The organism is Labrenzia sp. R5_0 (genome assembly GCF_017743835.1).
GTDB classification, from domain to species: Bacteria; Pseudomonadota; Alphaproteobacteria; order Rhizobiales; family Stappiaceae; genus Roseibium; species Roseibium algicola.
Genome location: NZ_JAGHRK010000007.1, coordinates 168,782 through 191,945 on the forward strand (window position 1 = coordinate 168,782; position 23,164 = coordinate 191,945).

The window sequence follows — 23,164 nt, forward strand, 5'->3', positions numbered from 1 at the left end:
AAATCATCTCCGGTCGTCAGCCTGGCGTAAGGTTTGCGAGTGAGTGTTCCCCGAAAGCCTGCCCGCCATGGGCCCGCAATGGGGATAGAACCATGATCAATACATTGAGCCAGGTTCAGCTGGTCAGAACCAATATGGAACGCTCGCTGAAGACGGTCGCCGCGGACCCTATGGTCGAACGTCAGACCGAATATTATCGCGAGAACATCCGCAATATTAAGTCCATCGACGAATTCCTGGCTGATGATCGCATCTTCAACTACGCAATGACTGCCATGGGTCTGGAGGACATGATCTACGCGAAGGCGTTCATTCGGAAAGTGCTGGAAGAAGGCACGGACGAACGTGGCGCTTTCGCCAATCAGCTGGCCGACACCAAGTACAAGAATTTTGCTGAAACCTTCAATTTCAAGCGGTATGGCGAAACGACGACTTCTTTTGCCCGGACGCAGGACGCGATTGTACAGAAGTATCATCGGCAGACACTGGAAGTGCGCGAGGGTGAACAAAATCAGGGTGTCCGTCTGGCACTCTATTTCGAACGCCGTGCGCCCGATATCACCAACGCGTACGATGTTCTGGCCGACCGCGCGCTTGCCGAGGCCGTTTATACTTCCCTTGGCCTGCCGCAAGAATTTGCGATGACCGACATCGACAAGCAGGCAGCCTATCTGGAAGAACGCCTGGATTTCAGCAAGTTCGGAGATGCGGACTACCTGGCGAAATTCCTCAACCGGTTTTCGGCTCTCTATGACCTTTCCAACGGCCCGTCCGGCAACATGTCGCCAACACTTGCTCTTTATGGCAACGGCCGAGGGGTTATCCAGATGGGCGAGGGACTGTTGGCAAGCATCCAGAATTTCCGCCTCGGAGGCTTTTGATCCATGGAATCCGCTCTTTATGTTGCGCTGTCTGCGCAGGTTGCACTTTCGAACCGACTGGAAACGGTTGCCAGAAACGTTGCCAACATGAACACAGCCGGTTACCGGGCAGACGAGGTCAAGTTCGCAGAGCTCGTCTCCAAGGCAGCTCAGGACAAGGTCAGTTTCTCCACCGGTGGCGAGAAATACATTTCCCGGCAGTACGGCAGTCTGAACAAGACCGACAATCCGCTTGATCTCGCAGTGGAAGGCGAAGCCTGGTTTGCAATCCGCGATGTCAACGGCAACTTGTCCTATACACGGGACGGGCGCTTGCAGATCGGCAATGACGGAACCTTGCGTACTTTGACCGGACAACAGATCCTGGGAGCAGGCGGGCAGCCGATTGCACTCGATCCGGATGCCGGGACACCCTTGATCACGCAGTCGGGTGAGATTTCCCAGGGCGACGTTGGAATTGTCGGCCAGGTCGGTTTGTTCCTGATCCCCGACGATGCCCAGCTCACGCGTGCTGAAAACTCGGCGGTCATTCCCGACAAGCCGGTTATTCCCGTGCAGACCTATGAGACAAACGGCGTTCGCCAGGGATATGTCGAAGGCTCGAATATCAATCCCGTCCGGGAAATGACCAAGATGATCATGATCTCGCGCGCCTTTGAGAGCGCGACGAAGATGATCGATACCAGTAATGAAAGCCAGGAGAAGGCCATTCGCGAACTGGGGGCAACCTCATGACGGCGGTGGATGCAACACAGGCGGTGGGCAAGCCGATGGACCTCAATGCTGTCATGGATGGTTCGCCCGTCAAGGCAGCGCGGCCCGGGGTTTCGCCCAAGGCTGAAAACTCTGCCTTCAGTTTCGGTGACTTCATCGACGTGATCAATCCCTTGCAGCATATTCCGGGGATTGCGGAACTCTATCGATCGGTAACGAACGACGAGATTTCCGACAACGCCCGCAAGGCCGGCAATGCTCTTTACGGCTTCGCACTCGGCGGGCCGGTCGGGCTGGGTGCCATGCTCGCCTATAACGAAGTCGGCGATCGCCTGAACAGCAGTCAAGAAAATGTCACGGCACAGCCCGTCGAAGTTGCGGAAGCGGCTCCTGCTGGCGAACCGGCGCCCACAAGCGATGTTCCTGTGCCAGTGCGCAAGCCTGGTGTTGAGCCAACCGCAACCGAAGCCGATAAGGCTGCTGGCACAGCCGTACTTGGTGAAACCGTGGCATCGGCTGGTCGCAAGGGCGCTCCGCCAACTGCTCTTGTCGATCTCATCAACAGCACTGGTGCGGCTCCCGGGCCGGATGGGGAAACAATGACATCACCCGACAAGTCTTCTTCGGGTAATGCCTCATCCGTTTCTTATCTCGACATGCCGGATAGTGCCACGCCATCGGGGCCGGTAATGCCCGACCAGCGGGGGCTTGACCGTCTCGCTTCGCACAAATCCAACCATCTGCCTCTCGATGTCTTGAAAGCTCTTCAGGAACGCCATGCCGAACGCTCCGTATCTGAACGCACTTGATCAAATCTCCGCGTCTTTGTCGGCCCTGGAAACTGAGATCGGGCCCGTCAAACTCAGCGGACGTGTGACCCAGGTTTCTTCCGAATCCATTCGCGTCTCCGGTCTTTCCCGCGTGGTTTGCCTGGGCGATCTGGTGCAGTTCGAGGGGCGCGCGGGCATCCGGCAGGGCGAGATCATCCGGCTCGACCAGAAGGACGTGGTAATCAAGCCATTGGAGCGCGTGACCGACATTGGCATCGGCAGCGTTGCTTCGGTCATGGGCGGACTTGCCATACATCCGGACATGAGCTGGCGCGGCCGGATCGTGAATGCGCTTGGTGAACCGATTGATGGGGCAGGGCCGCTTGCCCATGGTGTGGAAGCGTTTCTTCTTGACCGCGCACCGCCACCAGCAATGAACCGAAGCAAGATTTCCGAAGGCGTTCGAACCGGTGTGCGGGTGATCGATCTGTTCACACCACTGTGCGTCGGTCAGCGTGTTGGCGTTTTTGCGGGGTCCGGCGTTGGCAAATCCACACTTCTGGGCATGCTGGCCGGCTTTGGGGACTTTGACACGGTAGTGGTCGGTCTCGTCGGCGAACGCGGCCGCGAAGTGCGCGAGTTCATTGATGACATCCTGGGTGAGACCTTGGCGCATTCCGTTGTTGTCGCCTCGACTGGCGATGAAAGCGCGATGCAGCGCCGGCTTGCGCCCAAGACGGCCATGAGCGTTGCCGAGTACTTTCGTGCGCAAGGTCACAAGGTGCTGCTCATTCTGGATTCCGCCACCCGATTTGCCCATGCTGCACGGGACGTGGCTCTGGCGGCTGGAGAACCTCCTGTCGCCCGCGGGTTTCCGCCAAGCGTCTTTGCTGATCTTGCCCGCCTCATCGAACGCGCCGGACCCGGAAGCAGCGGCGAGGGCTCAATCACAGGGATCTTTTCCGTTCTTGTTGACGGTGACGACCACAACGATCCGGTTTCCGATGCCATTCGTGGTCTTCTGGATGGGCACATCGTACTGGATCGTCAGATTGCCGAGGCCGGCCACTATCCGCCAGTCAGCGTATTGAAATCCACCTCGCGGCTTGCCGACCGGGCCTGGACACAGGATCAGCAGGAACTGATCCATCGGATCAAGGGGCTGATATCCTACTATGAAGATACAAAGGATCTCCGCCTGATGGGCGGTTTCCAGACTGCGGGCGACGAAAAACTGGAAAAGGCCTGCAGACTTGTGCCCAAGATTTACGAAGCGCTGAGACAGCGCGCAGACCAGGTGGCACCGTCCGATCCCTTTGCAGACCTGGCCCAGGCTTTAGCTGCCGATACGTAAACCATTTTCCACATCTCTAGTATAAATACGAAATTGCCGCCTTGTCTGGCGGCGATTTTTGTATATATCAGTGTTACATCTTATTAAGGATTGCGGAAAAACGCGGTCCCCGGCATTTTAATAAATTTTTCTCTCAGTTTATTGGTAATGTCCGTGATTTTTTATTTAGTTTTCTATGTGGATATAAGAACTTCCCCCACTATAAATTCTGAAATAGTTGTCGAGTTAGGGAAGAAACGTTGACCTTGTGAAGCTCCAAAATTACGGATTCTACATTGGTAAAATCCAAGGGGCTGATATGTTCATAATCGTAGACTCAAGAGAGATAGTGACCGCAGGCTATGCCTCGGCATTCGACCGGGAAGGCTATGCCTCCCTGGAACTTCATCCATCGGAACTTCTTGACTGGCTGGAAATCACCTGTGCCCAGGATCTGGGCTCGGTTGACGCCATCCTTCTGGGAGAGTGTGAAGAAAGATGCGGCTACGTTGCATCGATCCGCAGCCGGTGTCCGGAAGCCCAGATCGTGGCTCTGGAAGATACCGCCAACCTTGAGAGCACGCTCGACCTGTTTTCCGCAGGTATGGACGATGTTCTGAAGAAGCCGGTTCATGTTCGGGAAATCATTGCCCGCGTCGGAGCTTTCCGCCGCCGGATCACTTCCCGGAACAATTCAGCAGGCACCGGTGCCATCGAAGTCTTCTTCGACGGTCGCGATCCAGTCGTCGGTGGGGACGTCATGGAACTGCCGCGCCGGGAACGCCGCATTCTTGAATATCTCGTCAAGAACAAGGGACGGCGTGTCACCAAGACACAGATCTTCAATGCTGTTTACGGCGTCATGAACGACGGCGTGGATGAATGTGTCGTGGAAAGCCACATCTCCAAGCTGCGCAAGAAATTGCGGAAAAAGCTTGGCTACGATGCAATCGAGTCGACGCGCTACATCGGCTACATGCTGAAAGACGCCACGGCCACCAAGCAGAAGGTTGCAGACACCCGGCGTCAGGTTCAGGCCTCGCCAGCAACCGCACACGCTGTAGAGGTTCCGGTTGACAGCCGCACCACCACCAACAAGCCGTTTTTGTCAGTGGTCAATGCCTGATCGGAATAAGCTCAGAATATGAAGACCTTGCAAGGAACAATAATTTGCAATGGCAACGATCGAGCGGACTGGTATGAAAGTTTTGCCGGGGACAATTGCATGATGCGATGCCGCTCTAATTCGTCGAATTCAGGTTTTTTGTAGATGCAAGACTATCTGTTTTGCTGTGGAAAGAAGGCTCTTTCAATTTACAATTGATTTTTATGGAAAATTTAGAAAACCTACCCAGAATATACGACACACTGACGCTCTAATCACATGATCTCCGCTGCGCGGCGCATTGATGGGGCGAGGGGCAATATAGATGTGTCTGTGAATCAAGTATTGAAGAGACGGTCCGCAAAGGCGGTTCGGTTTTCGTCCTTGACCGGAAGCCATTTAAATCGGCGTTCTGCCGGAGTTTTATGAGCTGGAACGGACACCGTGATTTGAGGTGGGCGTCTTGACACTGAACGGCAGTACGTCGTTGCCATATACTCCCAAGGAGATGGGCCGTTCCAGCCTGTCCCGGACATTCATTCTCTATACGCTCGGTCTTTTCGCTGTTCTTGGCGTCATATTCATCGGCATTCTCACGAAGATCACGTGGGACGCCTCTCACGCACGCGCCATTCGCGTGACCGAGGCCTTCTTTCAGGCAACCAAACGCCCGTTTGAACGCGCCATCTGGACAGTCAATGCGGACGCGACCCTGCAGCTCATCCGCGGGTTGGAAAGTCTCGAAGTTGTCGAGAAAGTCTGGGTTGAAACACCGGACACAGGCAATTTCGGTGAACCTGTTACCGGGCCGCGCGCTGCCGAAGCTCTCAGTTATACACTCAATTCGCCCAGCACCATCTTGCACAAGGATGCAATCGGGCAGGTGTTCATTCTCATCGACCGCAACACGATTTCCTATGAAATCGTTTCGACGGTCGGGTTCATCGTCACCGCGATCATCGTCTATCTGCTGTTGCTCGCCATCGTGATCAGAACAGTCTTTCGCCGTCTGATCGGTCAGCCGCTTTCGGCAATCGTGGAATACCTTTCCACGCCGCGCCTGATCGAAGATCCACCCAAGGCCGAACTGATGCCTGGCCGTGCGGACGAAATCGGTATTCTCGCCGCCAGTCTCCAGTCCATGGTTCAGCGCCGGCATCTGGATTTGCAGAAAATTCAAGAATACCAGACTAATCTCGAGGACTTGGTCGCCCACCGGACGGAGCAGCTTAAGTTGGTGCAGGAAGAGCTTATCCAGGCAGATAATCTGGCCGCGCTTGGCGCGCTGGTTGCCGGGGTTTCGCACGAGCTGAACACGCCTCTTGGAAACGCGTTGATGGCGGCCACGACCATCAAGGATTCAACCGGTTACTTGCGCACCGAACTTGAAGAGCAGAAACTGAGCAAGGAAGCCCTGGAAAACGAAGTCGAACGTATTTCCGATACCGCGCATATCATCGAGAAGACACTCGGCCGGGCCCGCGAGCTCGTCGGGAACTTTCGTCAGGTGGCTGTCGACAGGCAGAGCGAGAAGAAGCGGTCCTTCAATTTCGACCACATCATTCGTGAAACTCTTGCAACACTGCAGCCGACGCTCAAGAAAACGCCTTTCAAGGTCGAGCTTGATCTCCATGCGGACGAAATCATCGACAGCTATCCTGGCGCGGTCAGTCAGCTCGTTTCGAATTTTGTCGAAAACGCCATCAAGCACGGATACGAGGGGCGCAGCGAAGGTCTGATCAAGCTGTCTTCCCAGGTGGTTCACCCGAAGGACAAGAACCGAAACAATTCGAACGAACGCAAGATAATATTCAAATGCCAGGATTTCGGTGTAGGCATTCCGGAGAAGAATCTGAAAAAAGTATTCGAGCCGTTCTTCACGACGAAGTTCGGCAAAGGAGGATCCGGTTTAGGGATGGCGATTTGTTACCAGCTGGTCACCGAAGCCCTGAACGGAACCATCTCGGTGTCTTCCAGCGTCGGGTCGGGAACCGAATTCATTATCGAATTCCCCGCCATGGCCGCTCAGGATACCAGGAAGCCTCTCGGACAGAAGGTGCATTGAGATGGTGATGGACTTTCTTGCCCCCTCCGAGCCGGAAGTGAAGAAGATCACGAAGGCGCCCTGGAAAATCCTGATTGTCGATGACGATCCCGACGTACATGAAGTCACCAAGATCGCCGTTGGTGGATGCATCTTCGAAAATCGTCCGTTTGAACTTTTGCATGCTCTGTCGGCTCAGGAAGCCCGGCAGATCCTGTTGAAACACCCCGATATCGCGGTGGCGCTTGTCGATGTCGTCATGGAAAGCGATACGGCAGGTCTCGGGCTTGTGAGCTGGATCCGTTCCGAACTCGGCAATCATTTCACGAGGTTGATCCTGCGTACAGGTCAACCCGGGTATGCACCGCAGACCGACGTGATCATGAAATTCGACATCGACGGCTACACCGAAAAAGCCGAATTGTCGCGAACCAAGCTGATTACAGCCATCGTTACAGGTCTGCGCGGTTACAAGCTTGTCATGTCGCTTGAGACCAACCGCAAGAAGCTCAAACAGTTAAACGAGCATTTTGCAGCTATTGTCGAAAAGAACGCCCTGAGTGAATTTGCTGCAGCAGTCCTGAAGCATTTCACGGTTCTTGTCGGGCAACCTGTCGACAGCCTGTTGTGTGGTCTTGAGACGCTTCCCGACTACGGGTCCTTCGACAAGTCCAACGTCCGTGTGCTCGCGGCAACGGGAAATTTCGAGGACAAGATTGACCTGCCGGTGGACGTCATCAGTGACGATGCGATCCGCAATGCCGTGGCAAGATGTGTAGAGACACAGGCAACATGCGCGTCGCCCAAAGGGCTTGCTCTTCCGCTTGTCACTCGTAATGGCATGACAGGCGCGCTTTATCTCGGTATTTCCGAGGAGCTGCTGGAGGAGCTCGTCGGGTCGGAAGTCGTGCAGTTGTTTGTTTCCAACGTCGCGCTTGGCTACGAGAAGACCGGCCTTTTGGAGCATATTCGCAACCTTGCTTATGTCGATCGCGTGACCGGGTTGTCGACATTCTCCGGTTTCATCGAAACCTTTCAGCGCCACGCCGCCAACGGTGCCAAGCTGCTGGTCGTTCATTCCGACATCCAAAGGTTCCGTGTCATTGTCGACGGGATCGGCGACGAAAAGGCCGGCGCGGTCTTGAAACGGACCGGCCACCGCCTGTCGCAGACTTTCCCCGATGCGCTCACCATTGCCAGGAAGGAAAAGGACGAATTTCTGATCCTTCTGAAGGGCGGTGAAGAGAATACGATTCAGGATGTGGTTGCGCGGATCGAAGATGCTTTCCAGCAACCGATAACGCTCGAAGACAACCAGATTACCCTTCGACTGCGGCTGGGGTTTGCATCCACCGGCACCGAGACGCAGGGCGCAGAAGAACTCGTGCGTTTTGCCTCCATCGCCCTTAACGATGTGCGTCAGAAAGGGGTGACCAACCACGCGGTTTTTCATCCGCTGATGCAGGAGGCAGCCTTTGAGCGCCTGCGGCTTGCTTCACTGCTTACCGGTAGTTCCAACCAGACGAAGTTTTCGCTGAATTATCAGCCGATCATGCACGCCCGGGACGAGAGCCTTGCGTCCTTCGAGGCCCTGATGCGGTTCCGTACCCCGAGCGGAACGTTCCTGAATACCGCTCGGATGATCGAAGCTGCCGAAGCCAGTGGTCTTATTACCGAAATCGGCGCATGGATGTTCAAGACGTCCTTTACCGAGTTCAGCAGCTTGACCGGAATTTCCGATGACGTTCGGTTGAATGTGAACCTGTCTCCCAGGCAGGTTCAGGCAAACCGGATCTACAAGGACATCGAAGATGCTGTGACAGCCGCGGAATTGCCGCTGGATCGCCTGGTCTTCGAGGTGACCGAAGGGCTGTTTCTCAGCAACGATCAGGTGACCCTGGCCTTCCTGACGTGGCTGCGTGACAAGGGGGCGCGCGTCGTTATCGACGATTTCGGCACCGGGTATTCCTCGTTCAGTTATCTGCGCAAGCTGCCGGTTGACGGTATCAAGATCGACCGAAGCTTTATCATGAACATGGATCAGGATGCGGATGCGCTTGCTGTCGTGAAATCCATCATCGCCGTTGCGCAGGCGCTGGATCTGAACGTTACAGCAGAAGGTGTCGAGACTGTTGCCCAGAGAAATATCATGCAGGAGCTGCACTGCGACTACCTGCAAGGATATTTCTACGCCAAGCCTCTGGCGACCAATGACCTGTCCGGTTTCATCCAGAAGGCTGTCGAACCGGGCGTTGCCTTCGGATAAAACAGTTTATCCGTCCGTTTATCAAATTCTGGCCGGAACTGTCAGGACAGAAGTGCCTTTTTGGCGCATACTGCGACAGCTAGGTCATACGTTGAATTGAAGACATCGGACAGCCTGTCAAGGATTGCGTTCTGCAATTCTGTTCACATAAGCGATTGAAAATTTGTACGAAACACGCTCTCATGCGGGAAAACGTGTTTGCGGCGGACGCGTCAATCGCGTTGAATGTCGACTGAACCTTTGTAAATATGCGCAAAAGCGCAACTTGGGGAGAAAACATATGGACATGAGCGGCTCCCACCGGATTCCGGCCAAACGGGAAACCGTATGGCAAGCCTTGAACGATCCGGATGTCTTGCGGGCCTGCATCCCGGGCTGCGAAAGCCTCGAGAAGACCTCGGACACCGAAATGACCGCCGCGGTCACATCGAAAATCGGGCCTGTAAAAGCCAAATTCAAAGGGGAAGTGACCCTTGAGAACATCAATCCTCCGGAAAGCTACACGATCTCGGGAGAAGGCAAGGGCGGCGTCGCCGGGTTTGCCAAGGGGTCTGCGGATGTGAAGCTTACGGAGGAAGGTGACGAAACCATACTTTCCTACGAAGCCAAGGCGCAGGTCGGGGGCAAACTTGCCCAGCTCGGCAGCCGGCTGATCGATTCTACCGCCAAGAAAATGGCGGAAGACTTTTTCACGAAGTTCTCCGAGATGGTTGGTTCACCGGCAGGGCAGGACGAAACTGCGACCGCAGCTGGTGCCGATGACGATCTGGATCCCGGTGTGGCCGAGGAAGCCAAGCGGATCGCGATTGAAGATTCCCCTGGCGAAGTCATGCACGCAATTGAGGATGCGGAGCATGCAGTCGAGGAAAAGATCCACCAGGCGGAACAAAATATTGAAGCCGCTGCGGGACGCAACGTGTTCGGCGGCCCCATGGTCTGGGGTCTCGTGTTGCTCGCCGCCGTGATTGTCGTGCTTGCACTTGCAAGTTGACCGGGTAGGACAAATCTTGAAATGATCGGGCTCTGACAATTTAGGACGCGCCAGGGCCCCAGCACAAAACACGGTGACAAGCCGGGAAATTGGGTCAGTGACACGCAATCGAATTCGATTGTTTATTCGTACGCTGGTCTGGATCGGACATCAGAGGTCTTGCCTGTCATTTCATGCAGGTGGCCGGTTTGATCGCTCCGGTACAGGGAATTTCATGAGGGAGAGGAATTCATGTCGAAAGTATCGATGGTATTGAACGGCAAGACGGTTTCGGCTGATGTCGAAGACCGGACGCTGCTCGTATCGTTTATCCGGGACGTGCGCGGATTGACTGGTACGCACGTTGGCTGCGACACCTCGCAATGCGGTGCCTGCGTTGTGCATGTCGACGGCAAGGCCGTAAAGTCTTGCACCATGCTCGCAGCCCAGGCCGACGGCGCAGAAGTTGTAACACTTGAGGGGATCGGCACAGCCGACAACCTGCACCCCGTACAGGCAGCTTTCCGGGAACATCACGGGCTTCAGTGCGGCTTCTGTACCCCCGGCATGATCATGACCGCCGTGGACATGATCAATCGTCATGGTGCTGGAAATCTCGACGAGGCAACCATTCGCCACGAGCTGGAAGGCAATATCTGCCGCTGCACCGGCTACCACAATATCGTCAAGGCGATCAAAGCCGCCTCCGATCAAATGGCCGGTATGGCTCAGGCCGCCGAATAACGGCGTTGGCCTGAACTCCCAAAATTGATGCGCGAACACGTTCGCGCAGCAGGACAGCAAGACCGATCAATCGAATGAGATGCCGGGAGGAACAGGCATCTTCGTATTGACCGCCAGGTCTTGAGAGACAGTTGCCTTGATGGCAGCAGCCGGATTGTCCGGCGAGTGGAGGATGTCCGGTACTGGCGGAGCCGGCAGATATTCGGGAGAGAAGAAATGGCAGTTGAAGGGATTGGCGCCCGTGCCTTGCGCAAGGAAGACAAGCGCTTCATTACCGGCAAGGGCAAATACACCGACGATATGACCATGCCGGGCATGGGGTATGCTGCTTTCGTTCGCTCGCCGCACGCGCATGCAAAGGTCAAGGGGATCGATGCGAGCGCTGCTCTGGCAATGCCGGGTGTGGATGCGGTTCTTACCGGCGACCAACTGGTGGGCGATGGTATCGGCAACCTGATTTGTGGCTGGATGATCCATTCCAAGGATGGTTCGCCGATGAAGATGGGCGGTTGGCGCGCACTGGAACCGGAAATTGTCCGCCATGTCGGGCAGGCCGTTGCCGTGGTTGTGGCCGATACGCAGGCTCAGGCACGTGATGCCGCTGACGCGGTTGTGGTTGATTATGAGGAATTGCCTGCCGTTATCGATCCGCTTGCGGCACTCGAAGCAGGTGCCCCGCAGATTCACCCGGAAGCCGAAGGCAACCTGATCTACGATTGGGAAATTGGCGACGAAGGAGCCACAAACGCGGCCTTCGAAAAGGCTGCTCATGTCACGCGCATGGAGATCCACAACAACCGCCTCGTTCCGAACGCGATGGAGCCGCGCGCAGCTCTTGCAGGTTACGATGCCGCCGAGGAGCACTATACGCTTTACACCACTTCGCAGAATCCACATGTGGCTCGCCTGGTGTTGTCGGCCTTCTACAACGTTGCTCCTGAAAACAAGCTGCGTGTGATTGCGCCTGATGTCGGCGGTGGCTTTGGTTCCAAGATCTACATCTACCCGGAAGAAATGGTCTGCCTGTGGGCGTCCAAACGTGTCGGTCGTCCGGTCAAGTGGGTGTCTGACCGGACCGAAGCCTTCCTGACGGATGCACATGGCCGCGACCATCGCTCTGAAGCGGAACTCGCGCTTGACGCGGACAACAAGATCCTGGGCCTCAGGGTCAAGACGATCGCCAATCTCGGCGCCTACATGTCGTTGTTCTCGTCTTCCGTGCCGACGTATCTCTACGCTACGCTTCTTTCAGGTCAGTACGACATTCCGGCTATCCACGCCAACGTGAAGACGGTCTACACCAACACCACACCGGTGGACGCCTATCGGGGCGCAGGCCGGCCGGAGGCGACCTATCTTCTGGAGCGGATCATGGAAACGGCAGCCCGTGAAGTGGGCCTGTCGCCGGCAGAGTTCCGCCGCAAGAACTTCATCCGCACGTTCCCGCATCAGACACCGGTGATCATGTGCTACGACGCAGGTGATTATGATGCGACGCTGGATGCAGCCCTGAAGGCCGCGGACTACGACGGCTTTGCCGCCCGCAAGGCGGAAGCAGCTTCCCGCGGCAAGCTGCGTGGTATTGGTCTGTCCTGCTACATCGAGGCGTGCGGTATTGCACCGTCCGCCGCGGTCGGTTCACTTGGTGCTGGTGTCGGTCTTTGGGAATCTGCCGAAGTGCGTGTAAACCCTGTCGGATCGATCGAGGTTCTGACGGGGTCGCATAGCCATGGTCAGGGACACGAGACAACCTTTGCCCAGCTGATCAGCGAACGTTTTGGCCTGGATACCAATGCGGTGTCCATTGTTCATGGCGATACCGACAAGGTTCAGTTCGGTATGGGAACCTACGGCTCGCGCTCCGGTGCGGTCGGCATGTCGGCAATCGTCAAGGCGCTCGACAAGGTCGAAGCCAAGGCGAAGAAGATTGCTGCTCACCTGATGGAAGCCTCCGAAGGAGACATCCAGATCGAAGGCGGCGAATTGAAAGTAGCCGGTACCGACAAGAAGCTGACCTTCACCGAGGTGGCTCTCGCTGCCTACACGGCGCACAACCTGCCAGAAGGCATGGAGCCGGGCCTGAAGGAAGGTGCCTTCTACGATCCGACCAACTTCACCTTCCCGGCAGGTACCTATGTCTGCGAAGTCGAGGTGGATCCGGATACGGGCAAGACGGAAGTGGTCAACTTCGTCGCGGCTGACGACTTCGGCAACATCATCAACCCGATGATCGTGGAAGGTCAGGTGCATGGCGGTATTACGCAGGGCATTGGCCAGGCACTTCTGGAAAATGCGTCCTACGACGAAAACGGCCAGCTGCTGACGGCGTCCTACATGGATTACTGCATGCCGCGTGCCGATGATGTGCCGTCCTACAATCTGTCGACGCATGTCACGGCCTGCCCAGGCAACCCGCTTGGCATGAAAGGTTGCGGCGAAGCCGGGGCTATCGGATCTCCGCCGGCAGTTATCAATGCGATCACGGATGCGATCGGGGACAACAGCCTGTCGATGCCAGCCTCTCCTGAAAAGGTCTGGGCGCTTTACCATGCAGGTGTGAAGCAGGCGGCCGAATAACGCCACAACGGGATTTTCGGGCGGGGCAACCCGCCCGCCATTGCACAGTTCGAAATCCGGGGAGACCCAGCATGTATGAAACGACGTATCACAAGGCCGGATCGGTAGCGGAAGCTGCTTCACTAATGGCCAATGCCGATGACGGCAAATTCCTTGGTGGTGGCCAGACTTTGCTGCCAACCATGAAACAGCGGCTTGCAGCCCCCAGCGATCTGGTGGATGTCACCAAGATTGCGGACATGAAGGGGATCAGCGCAAACGGTGATGGTGTGACCATCGGCGCAGCAACGAGCCATTTCGAAGTCTCGACTTCGGATCTGGTGAAGCAGAAGCTTCCTGGACTGGCGTCACTCGCCGGTGGCATTGGTGACCCGGCGGTTCGTCATATGGGCACCATTGGCGGCTCGATTGCCAACAATGATCCTGCAGCCGACTATCCTGCTGCGCTGGTTGCGCTCGGTGCAACCGTTGTCACCAGCAAGCGGGAACTGGCAGCGGAAGAGTTCTTCACCGGCATGTTTGAAACCGCGCTTGATGAAGATGAAATCGTCGTCGCGGTCAAGTTTCCGGGTGCTGCGGCCAGTGCCTATGCCAAATACCCGAACCCGGCATCGCGTTATGCCATGGCCGGTGTCTTCGTTGCCAAAGGCAATGATGGCTCCGTAAAGGTTGCGGTAACCGGAGCAGGGCAGGGTGGCGTCTTCCGCATGTCCGCCATGGAAACGGCGCTTGCAAGTAATTTCTCAGCCGACGCCGTCGCCGGCATAGCACCCGACGCAGACGATCTTCTGTCAGACATTCACGGGTCTGCTGCTTATCGTGCGAACCTGGTTACCGTTATGGCAAAGCGCGCCGTCCAGAAGGCGTAACCGATCTCGTGCTGATTTAAGAATAAGAACCCGGCCGACACTCGGCCGGGTTTTGTTTTCCTGAGGGAGGAGTAGTCAGCTTCTCGATTGGGGCACGAGCGCAGACAGTCGCACTGCTGGCTGCCGCGTCACGTCAGAGTACCAGTATGGGCACTTCTGCTCCGGCTTCCAGCGCCGGTGCATGAGGTGGACGGACCACAAGTGCGCCGGATTTGGCGAGCAGGTTCAACATGGAACTGTCTTGCCGGGAAAACGGCGTTACGATCAGATCGCCGTGTTCCGAATTGGAAAGCGTTGCCCTGACGTAGTCCTGCCTGCGGTCGTTCTCGGGCAAGGGAGAAGCGAGTATGGCTCGTTGAGGTCCGGACTGTTCCGGCATCTGACCGAGCATTGCCTGCATGAGTGGCTTCAGAAACAGCAAGCCGCATATAAGGCTCGAGACGGGGTTTCCGGGCAGACCAAGAACCTTGGTGCCGCCAAGACGGCCTGCCATCAGCGGCTTGCCCGGACGCATTGCAATCCGCCAGAACGCCAGGTCCATGCCTTCCTGTCCAAGGACACTTTGAACAAGATCGTGGTCGCCGACCGAGGCCCCCCCAAGCGTGACGAGAATGTCGGCCTTCTCGGTAATCGCACGCCTAACGTGGTTCGCAAGTGCCACCGGTTCGTCGGGTGATATTCCAAGATCGAGTGGCTGACCGCCGCAATCTTCCACGAGTGCGGCGATACCTGCGTGGTTCGAGGCGATTATCTGATCAGGTCCCGGTTCCGTTCCTGGGCGAACGAGTTCATCCCCGGTTGCGAGTATCGCAACCTTCGGTCTGCGGTGCACCGGCAGAACCGCGTGGTTCATTGCAGCGGCAAGGGCGAGATGCCGGTAGGCAAGTTTGAGCGGCGGTTGCAGAAGCACATCACCTTCGGAAAAGTCCAGGCCGGCCGGACGGACGAATGCGCCCTTGGCCGGGTTCTCCAGAACGGTTATGCGCTCGCCTTCACGCTCAGCGTTTTCCTGGATCAGGATCGTGTCCGCACCGGCCGGCACAGGCGCACCGGTAAAGATCCTCACCGTTTCACCAGTGCCCACCGTTCCGGCAAAACCATGGCCGGCCGGTGCTTCGCCGACAACGGTCAAGGATGTTCGGGAAGCGGAAATATCTTCATGACGAATGGCGTAGCCGTCCATCGCAGACGCTGCGAAAGGCGGTTGGGTTCGGGTGGAAACAAGGGGGGCGGACAGATATCTGCCGTTGGCGCTCTCGAGCGGAACATATTCCGTTTCAAGAGGTTTTACGCCGGAAAGGAGCTTCGTCAGCGCTTCGTCGACAGGCATCAGGCTCATCAGGTGCCACCCAGGCTGCCGTCCTTGTCGAGTGTCCAATGGCCGGATTTGCCACCGGATTTTTCGACCAGACGGATATCTCCGATGACCATGCCCCGGTCTACTGCTTTCGCCATGTCGTAGATGGTCAGGCAGGCCAGCGAGCATGCGGTCAAGGCTTCCATCTCGACACCTGTCTGGCCGCTGACCTTGGTTGTCGCTGTCACTATGAGGCCGGGAAGATCATCATCGGTATCGATGTCGATGGACACCTTGGACAACATCAGTGGATGGCAGAGCGGTATCAGTTCGTGGGTTTTCTTGGCGGCCAGGATGCCGGCTATGCGTGCCGTGCCGATAACATCGCCTTTCTTGGCGTTACCGGACCGGATGAGATCCAGGGTTTCAGTCCGCATGGTGACGGTCCCGCGCGCCACGGCAATCCGATGCGTTACGGACTTCTCGGATACGTCCACCATGTTGGCAGACCCTGCCGCATCCAGATGGGTCAGTATGGCGTCCTTGTTGGCCATGTCCGCCTAAACCGCTTCGGAGAGGGCCGGACGGGCCAGGAGCGTTCTGGTAGCCGAGGCGACGTCTTCCTGACGCATCAGGCTTTCGCCGATCAAGAACGTTGAAATACCAACCTTGTTCATTCGGGATAGGTCGGCTGGGGTGAACAGGCCGCTTTCGCCGACGATGATTCTGTCGTCCGGAATGCGCGGTGCAAGCTCTTCGCTTGTTTCCAGCTTGGTCTCGAATGTCTTGAGATTGCGGTTGTTGATACCGAGCAGACAAGACGACAGCTTGAGCGCACGCTCCAGCTCATCAGCGTCATGTACCTCAAGCAAGACATCCATTCCGAGTTCGAACGCGGTGTCTTCCAATGCTTTGGCGGTGTCGTCATCAACAGCGGCCAGAATGATCAGGATGCAATCGCCCCCCCAGGCTCTGGCTTCATATACCTGGTAAGGATCGTAGAGGAAATCCTTGCGCAGCGCCGGAAGGGCAACAGCGTCACGTGCAGCAGCCAGAAATTCAGGCTTTCCCTGAAAAGAGGGCGTATCGGTCAGGACCGAAAGACAGGCTGCGCCACCTACTTCGTAAGCCTTAGCCAGGAGAGGTGGATTGAAATCTTCCCGAATGAGCCCTTTCGAAGGGCTGGCCTTCTTGATTTCCGCAATGAGAGCGTACTCACCGTTATTGTGTTTGGCTTCGATCGCCTTGAGAAACCCGCGTGGGGCACTCACGTCTTTGATGCGTGCCTTGAGTTCGTCGATCGAAACGGATGCCTTTGCAGCGATGATTTCCTCGCGCTTGTAGGCTTCGATTTTTTGAAGAATGTCTGCCATGTCTTACCCGTTCGATGCTGCGACAAGCTTTTCCAAGGTGTCGGCTGCGGATCCGCTGTCAATGGATTGCGCCGCCAACTCGACACCATCCTTCAAGGTTTCCACCTTGTCTGCAACCAGCAGAGAGGCAGCCGCATTGAACAGCACCACATCGCGATAGGCGTTCTTTGCTCCGGCGAGGACGTCGCGCAGGGCTTTCGCGTTTTCCGAGGGAAGTCCGCCCTTGAGATCTTTCGGATCGGAAACGGCAAGGCCGACATCTTCGGGTGAAATTTCAAACGAATGGATTGTCCCGTTCTTGAGTTCGGCAATAGCGGTTGGACCGGTTGTGGTTATTTCGTCCATTCCGTCGGACCCGTGAACGACCCAGGCCTTTTCGGACCCTAGCTCGCGAAGAGCTTCCGCAAGGGGCTCCACCCATTTGCGGGCAAATACACCAACCATCTGGCGCTTCACTCCTGCGGGATTGGTCAATGGGCCAAGCAGATTGAAGATTGTGCGCGTGCCGAGTTCCATGCGTGTTGGACCCACGTGCTTCATGGCAGCATGGTGCAGCGGAGCGAACATGAAACCGATACCCGCCCTGTTGATGCAATCGGATATCTTCCTGGCATCGATATCGATGTTGACGCCAAGTTCGGCGAGCGCTTCTGCAGCGCCCGACTTGGAAGACAATGACCTGTTGCCGTGTTTGGCGACCGGTACGCCGCTGCCGGCGACGACCAGGGCCGTGCACGTGGAAATATTGTAGCTGCCGGAATTGTCGCCACCCGTTCCCACTATATCCATCGCGTTGGCCGGGGCCCTCACGGGGATCATCTTGGACCGCATGGTCGCGACTGCACCCGTGACTTCGGCAATGCTTTCGCCGCGCACACGCAAGGCCATCAGAAACCCGCCAAGCTGCGATGGTGTTGCAGATCCCGACAGGATCACCTCAAAGGCTTCGCGGGCTTCTTCAGGGCTCAAGGCGTGACCGTCTGACACCTTGGCGATGAAGTCCTTGAATGTGCTCATGTCGTCATTCCACTTTCAAACGGATCAATTCCGGTCCAACCCGATCATCTGGGCGATACCGGCATTGTTTATCTCGACCCCTGCCTTGGTTTCCCGGTCGGAGATGAACTGGCCGAGCAGCGTGTCCTGAATTTGCTGGGAAAGCTGCTGACCCAGGGCCGCTACTTGCGGTGCGTCGCTCTGGAAGTCCGGTACGTTGGAACCGCTCACCTTAAGCACGATCCGACCGTTGCCATCGTTGGTTTCGGTGACCGCGCTTGTTCCAACGGGGCCGTCGAATACTGCCGAAACAGCTTCGCGGCCGAAATCCCCGGACGGCGTGTTGCGCTTCAGGTCAGTTGCGGATTTCACTTCCAGCCCGGTTTCTGCGGAAAGGGTGATGAACGGCGTGCCGCCCTCTGCCTTGGCCAATAGGTCTGCCGCAGTGTCGCTCAAGCGTTTGCCGAGTTCATCCTGCTTCCAGGCGGCAAGGACGTCTTCGCGAACTTCGTCGAGGGTGCGTTCGCGCGACGGAATAACCTTTGCAACGTCATACCAGAGAAAGCCTTGCTCACCGAGCTGAAGGACATCGTTTTCGATGCCGATGTCACTGTCGAACGCACCTGCTACAAGTCCCTCAGCATCAGGCAAGGTTACGGGTTTACCGTCTTCACCGTTTCCGGATGCATCAAAAGCTGGCGGAGTTTCTACAGTCAGGGAGAAACGCTCGCCGATTTCGTCCAGCGGAGCACCGCCTGCCCGGGCATCCTCGACTTCGTTAAGCAGATCCAGAATTTCCCGTTCCGCCTGTTCCTTTGCGAGGCTCTGGACGATCTCGTCCTTCACGTCTTCGAAAGGTTTGGTGCTTTCAGGAAGGATTTCTTCGACATTCAGAATGACAGTCGAGAACCTGCCTTCCACCGTACCGCTGGTCGCGCCTTCTTCCAGGCTGAAAGCGGCGTCGCCGATAGCTTCATCGAGAAAATCGGTCTTTGCCATGATGCCAAGGGCAACGTCGTTGTTGGCAAGGTTGCGTTCACTCATGAGTTCGTCAAAGGTCTTGCCGTTCGCGATTTCTTCGGCAGCTTCTTCCGCTGCCTGTTGAGACGGGAAGGACATCTGACGGATCTTGCGGCGTTCGGGCTGGAAGAAATCTTCCGACCGGCGCTCAAACTCAGCGCGAGCGTCTTCGTCGGAAATGTCATCCGGACGAGAGAGAGACGTCGGCGTGAGTGAGACGTATTTGATTTCACGGAACTCGGGTGCGCGGAAATTGTCCTTGTTCTCTTCGAAGTAGGTTGTCAGGACACCATCGGCCGGATCCTCGATGTCTCCGATGAATTCCGGTGTGACGACCAGGTAATCAACGCTTCGCGTTTCTCCCTGATAGGCGTCAAGAACTTCCAGATAGGCAATCGGAGCCTTCATGCTGCCGGCGAGGCCTTCTGCAAGCTGCGCACGCTCTGCAACCTTGCGGCGTTCGACGACATATTCGTCTTCCCGGTATCCGTTGGCCTGCAGAACCTGCTGTAGCCGGTTCTTGTCATACCTGCCACCCAGGCCCTGAAATGCAGGGTCACTCTGGATAATGGTCGCCAGGCGTTCGTCCGAAACACCGAGTTTCATGTTTTGAGCGGTGTTGTTCATGGCCGCTTCGGCCACAAGCTTGCCCAGGGTTTGCTGCGGAACACCGAGGGTCGCGCCTTCTGCAGGCGTCAGCGGCCGGCCGAACTGTTGAGCCAGCCGTCCGAGGTCCTGCCTGTAGGCCCGGTCAAAATCGAACAGGGAGACTTCCGTGTCACCGACCTTGGCGGCGGTGTTCTGGCCGACACCGGTCAAGAAACCGCTAATGCCCCACACGGCGAAGCTAAAGATCAACAGAGCAATAAACAGTTTGGCAACCCAGGTGCCAGCGCCCTTGCGCAGCGCGTCAAGCATGACGACTCCCGTATTCTTCTTCGTTCCGGCAGCCGGCGTCACCGGCTGAATTCAGGACCGGCCTTAGCCGGAGCGGGCGGATCATAAAGACGCCGCGCCGCCGCCGCAAGGCGGCCTTTTACAAACTTCGGAAGCGATTTGGGTTTTCCCGTCCTCAGGGTGATTGCAACGCGTGTGCGCTTCTGCTCTATAGGCGGCAAATCAAGGATCATGCCGCGGGAGAAACTGAACATGAGCGCAGCGATCAAGCCGTTGGTTGCCGGTAACTGGAAAATGAACGGTCTGAAGGCAAGCCAGGCTGAAGTCTACAAGATGATCGCCGGCATCAGTGACGATCTGGCGGATTCGGTCGATGCGATGATTTGTGCGCCTGCAACGCTGATCGCAGCAATTGCGGAAAAGGCTGGCAGCGGGGCTCTGTCTGTAGGTGGTCAGGATTGCCATACCGCTGTTTCTGGTGCTCACACCGGTGACATTTCTGCTGAAATGCTTGCAGATGCCGGCGCAAGGGCCGTCATCGTCGGTCATTCTGAACGCCGGACGGATCACGCTGAAAGCGATGTTGATGTCAATGAAAAGGCTCGGGCAGCCTGGAGAGCCGGCCTTGTGGCGATTGTGTGTGTCGGCGAGACAGAAGCCGAGCGCAAAGCAGGCCAGGCACTTGCTATTGTCGACCGCCAATTGAACGGATCGGTTCCGGATGGGGCGACTGCCGAAAACTGCGTGATTGCCTACGAGCCGGTCTGGGCGATCGGTACAGGTCTGACACCCACCGCAGGTGATGTTGAGGAAATGCACAAGGCAATGCGGGACAATCTTTCCGCAAGGTTCGGCGGGGAAGGAGCTTCCATGCGCCTTCTTTACGGCGGGTCTGTGAAACCGGGCAATGCGCGTGAACTGATGTCTGTTGCCAATGTCGACGGTGCCCTTGTTGGCGGTGCCAGTCTCAAGGCTGAAGATTTCCTCGGCATACTTGCTGCTTATTCCTGAAGACACCGAATATATTGTGCCCGGCCTTGAAGCTTCTGTGTCGAAGGCGCAATTGAAGGGTGGAAAGCTGGCGGCGTCTGGTGTAGAAGGCCGCCAATCTTGAATTCAATGAAGAATGGCGTTCGATGGAAACCGTAGTCATCGTAATCCACTTGATGGTCGTCCTGGCCCTGGTGCTTGTTGTCCTCCTGCAGCGTTCCGAAGGCGGCGCGCTTGGCATTGGCGGCGGAGGCGGTGGTCTGATGTCCAGTCGTGGGACTGCGAATATCCTGACGCGTGCAACTGCCGTTCTGGCGGTCGCTTTCTTCGCTACATCGCTGACGCTCAGCCTTATTGCAAAGAATCAGGACCGGCCCGGTTCGATTCTTGATGCTGTTCCGACAGCAACCCAGGAAGCGCCTGCCACGACGGACGGCACGACCGAAGGCGGTTCAGGCGGTGTTCTCGATTCGTTGAAACAGCTGAACCAACAGCAACCTTCCGGACCTCAGGTCCCGGCCGCCCAGTAAGGCGGCCGAACGGGTCTTCTGGCCCATTCACCCGACATATGCCCTGCGGCTTAACTCGCAGGGCATTTTTATGTGTTGAGAACGCAACTCCCGAGTGGCCAAGGCGCCCTCGGCAAGGATATGGTATTGGTCCATGGCGCGATATATTTTCATCACTGGCGGCGTGGTCTCCTCGCTTGGAAAAGGACTTGCTTCTGCAGCACTGGGCGCATTGCTCCAGGCTCGCGGTTACAAGGTCCGTCTCCGCAAACTCGATCCCTACCTGAACGTCGATCCGGGCACCATGAGCCCGTATCAGCATGGCGAATGCTTTGTGACCGACGATGGTGCGGAAACAGACCTCGATCTCGGCCACTACGAACGGTTCACCGGTCGTCCTGCGAACCAGCAGGACAACATCACCACCGGGCGGATCTATCAGGACATCATCGCCAAGGAGCGGCGCGGCGATTATCTGGGCGGAACCGTCCAGGTCATTCCGCACGTGACTGATGCGATCAAGAACTTCGTTCTGACCGGCAACGAGGACTACGATTTTGTTCTCGTCGAGATCGGCGGAACTGTGGGCGATATTGAAGGCCTGCCGTTCTTCGAGGCGATCCGCCAGCTTGGCAACGATCTTCCGCGAGGCGACGTCGTCTATGTGCATCTGACCCTGATGCCCTACATCCCAAGCGCCGGTGAAATGAAGACCAAACCGACGCAGCACTCTGTAAAGGAACTGCGGTCCATCGGTATTCAGCCGGATATCCTGATGATCCGTTGTGATCGCCCGATCCCGGAAACGGAAAAACGGAAGCTGTCGCTATTCTGTAACGTGCGCGAGAGCGCGGTCATTCCGGCCTACGACGTCAAGTCGATCTACGACGTGCCGGTCGCCTACCACAAGGAAGGGCTGGACGACGAAGTTCTGGCTGCTTTCGGCATCAAGGGCGCGCCTGCACCGGTGCTCGATCGCTGGAACGGCATTTCCGAGGCTGTTGCCAATCCGGAAGGCGAGGTCAAGATCGCGATTGTCGGCAAGTACACCGTTCTGAAGGATGCCTACAAGTCGCTGATCGAAGCATTGGTCCATGGCGGTATCGCCAACCGGGTCAAGGTGAACCTTGAATGGATCGAATCGGAGACCTTCGAAAAGGAGGACCCGAGCCCTTACCTGGAAGGTGTGCACGGAATTCTGGTTCCCGGTGGTTTTGGGGAACGGGGTGCCGAGGGCAAGATTGCTGCGGCACACTTCGCCCGGACGCGCAAAATCCCGTATTTCGGAATTTGCTTCGGCATGCAGATGGCGGTTCTGGAAGCAGCGCGCAATCTCGCCGGGATCGCCGAAGCCAATTCCACCGAATTTGGTCCAGCGAAGGAACCTGTTGTCGGCCTGATGACCGAGTGGACGAAAGGCAACCGCAAGGAAGTGCGCGACGCCGAAGGCGATCTGGGCGGTACGATGCGCCTCGGAGCCTATCCTGCTGCGCTCAAGGCCGGTTCCAAGATTGCTGAAATCTATGGAACGACCAGCATTTCGGAGCGTCATCGCCACCGGTATGAAGTCAACATCGGCTACCGCGATGAACTCGAGAAATGCGGACTGATTTTCGCCGGGACATCGCCAGACGGTGTTTTGCCGGAAACGGTCGAAATCGCGGATCATCCCTGGTTCGTCGGTGTTCAGTACCATCCGGAACTGAAGTCCCGTCCTTTCGATCCGCATCCGCTGTTTGCATCCTTCATAAGCGCAGCGATCCATCAGGGCCGTCTGGTCTGATCGGCCAAGGCGGGAAGGGGACAAGA

Annotated in this window: 19 protein-coding genes; 14 read left to right on the forward strand and 5 right to left on the reverse strand. The window is 56.8% G+C overall.

Annotated elements, in window-relative coordinates:
* Window positions 1–92 precede the first annotated feature (92 nt).
* From J7447_RS27425 to J7447_RS27475, 11 genes are all read left to right on the forward strand, one after another.
* On the forward strand, window positions 93–881 hold the full coding sequence (locus tag J7447_RS27425; protein WP_022998532.1) for a DUF1217 domain-containing protein: 789 nt from the start codon (window positions 93–95) through the stop codon (window positions 879–881).
* A gap of 3 nt (window positions 882–884) precedes the next feature.
* Window positions 885–1,616, forward strand: coding sequence for a flagellar basal-body rod protein FlgF (flgF, locus tag J7447_RS27430; protein ID WP_209171509.1), 732 nt, complete (start codon window positions 885–887; stop codon window positions 1,614–1,616).
* Window positions 1,613–2,404, forward strand: a complete 792-nt coding sequence (locus J7447_RS27435) for a hypothetical protein (protein WP_209171510.1) — start codon at window positions 1,613–1,615, stop codon at window positions 2,402–2,404. The genes flgF and J7447_RS27435 overlap by 4 nt, the downstream gene beginning before the upstream one ends.
* Window positions 2,373–3,719, forward strand: a complete 1,347-nt coding sequence (locus tag J7447_RS27440) for a FliI/YscN family ATPase (protein ID WP_022998535.1) — start codon at window positions 2,373–2,375, stop codon at window positions 3,717–3,719. The genes J7447_RS27435 and J7447_RS27440 overlap by 32 nt, the downstream gene beginning before the upstream one ends.
* A gap of 328 nt (window positions 3,720–4,047) precedes the next feature.
* Window positions 4,048–4,824 carry a winged helix-turn-helix domain-containing protein gene (locus J7447_RS27445; RefSeq protein WP_306354511.1) on the forward strand — a complete coding sequence of 259 codons (777 nt, stop codon included), beginning with the start codon at window positions 4,048–4,050 and terminating at the stop codon, window positions 4,822–4,824.
* Window positions 4,825–5,266: 442 nt separating this feature from the next.
* Window positions 5,267–6,868, forward strand: a complete 1,602-nt coding sequence (locus tag J7447_RS27450; protein WP_208984173.1) for a HAMP domain-containing sensor histidine kinase — start codon at window positions 5,267–5,269, stop codon at window positions 6,866–6,868.
* Between the two features lie 7 nt (window positions 6,869–6,875).
* Window positions 6,876–9,113 carry an EAL domain-containing protein gene (locus J7447_RS27455; protein ID WP_208993799.1) on the forward strand — a complete coding sequence of 746 codons (2,238 nt, stop codon included), beginning with the start codon at window positions 6,876–6,878 and terminating at the stop codon, window positions 9,111–9,113.
* A gap of 280 nt (window positions 9,114–9,393) precedes the next feature.
* A complete protein-coding gene (locus tag J7447_RS27460) occupies window positions 9,394–10,104 on the forward strand; it encodes a carbon monoxide dehydrogenase subunit G (RefSeq protein ID WP_022998539.1) in 711 nt (236 codons plus the stop codon).
* Between the two features lie 231 nt (window positions 10,105–10,335).
* Entirely contained in the window at window positions 10,336–10,827 is a 492-nt protein-coding gene (locus tag J7447_RS27465; protein ID WP_209171511.1) for a (2Fe-2S)-binding protein, read from the forward strand.
* 216 nt (window positions 10,828–11,043) lie between these two features.
* Window positions 11,044–13,404, forward strand: a complete 2,361-nt coding sequence (locus J7447_RS27470; RefSeq protein WP_022998541.1) for a xanthine dehydrogenase family protein molybdopterin-binding subunit — start codon at window positions 11,044–11,046, stop codon at window positions 13,402–13,404.
* Window positions 13,405–13,475: 71 nt separating this feature from the next.
* Complete coding sequence (locus J7447_RS27475; RefSeq protein ID WP_022998542.1) at window positions 13,476–14,273, forward strand: xanthine dehydrogenase family protein subunit M; 798 nt, start codon at window positions 13,476–13,478, stop codon at window positions 14,271–14,273.
* Window positions 14,274–14,406: 133 nt separating this feature from the next.
* Here the strand turns inward: J7447_RS27475 and glp are convergent, their stop codons facing one another.
* Genes glp through J7447_RS27500 form a run of 5 tightly spaced genes read right to left on the reverse strand, consistent with a single transcriptional unit; the run spans window position 14,407 to window position 19,877 of the window.
* Window positions 14,407–15,612 carry a gephyrin-like molybdotransferase Glp gene (gene glp / locus J7447_RS27480; RefSeq protein WP_209171512.1) on the reverse strand — a complete coding sequence of 402 codons (1,206 nt, stop codon included), beginning with the start codon at window positions 15,610–15,612 and terminating at the stop codon, window positions 14,407–14,409.
* Window positions 15,612–16,124, reverse strand: coding sequence for a cyclic pyranopterin monophosphate synthase MoaC (moaC, locus tag J7447_RS27485; RefSeq protein WP_055654413.1), 513 nt, complete (start codon window positions 16,122–16,124; stop codon window positions 15,612–15,614). The genes glp and moaC overlap by 1 nt, the downstream gene beginning before the upstream one ends.
* A gap of 6 nt (window positions 16,125–16,130) precedes the next feature.
* Window positions 16,131–16,943, reverse strand: a complete 813-nt coding sequence (gene trpC / locus J7447_RS27490; RefSeq protein ID WP_209171513.1) for an indole-3-glycerol phosphate synthase TrpC — start codon at window positions 16,941–16,943, stop codon at window positions 16,131–16,133.
* A 3-nt stretch (window positions 16,944–16,946) separates the two neighbouring features.
* Complete coding sequence (trpD, locus tag J7447_RS27495; RefSeq protein ID WP_209171514.1) at window positions 16,947–17,960, reverse strand: anthranilate phosphoribosyltransferase; 1,014 nt, start codon at window positions 17,958–17,960, stop codon at window positions 16,947–16,949.
* A gap of 24 nt (window positions 17,961–17,984) precedes the next feature.
* Window positions 17,985–19,877, reverse strand: a complete 1,893-nt coding sequence (locus J7447_RS27500; RefSeq protein ID WP_209171515.1) for a peptidylprolyl isomerase — start codon at window positions 19,875–19,877, stop codon at window positions 17,985–17,987.
* Between the two features lie 231 nt (window positions 19,878–20,108).
* On the opposite strand from J7447_RS27500, the gene tpiA reads away from it, so the two are divergent.
* The 3 genes from tpiA (at window position 20,109) to J7447_RS27515 (ending at window position 23,138) form a co-directional block, all read left to right on the forward strand.
* Complete coding sequence (gene tpiA / locus J7447_RS27505; protein WP_075283189.1) at window positions 20,109–20,867, forward strand: triose-phosphate isomerase; 759 nt, start codon at window positions 20,109–20,111, stop codon at window positions 20,865–20,867.
* Window positions 20,868–20,992: 125 nt separating this feature from the next.
* Window positions 20,993–21,376 (forward strand): preprotein translocase subunit SecG, encoded by a 384-nt coding sequence (gene secG, locus J7447_RS27510; RefSeq protein ID WP_022998549.1) that lies wholly within the window; start codon window positions 20,993–20,995, stop codon window positions 21,374–21,376.
* Window positions 21,377–21,509: 133 nt separating this feature from the next.
* A complete protein-coding gene (locus tag J7447_RS27515) occupies window positions 21,510–23,138 on the forward strand; it encodes a CTP synthase (RefSeq protein ID WP_152510718.1) in 1,629 nt (542 codons plus the stop codon).
* Window positions 23,139–23,164 lie beyond the last annotated feature (26 nt).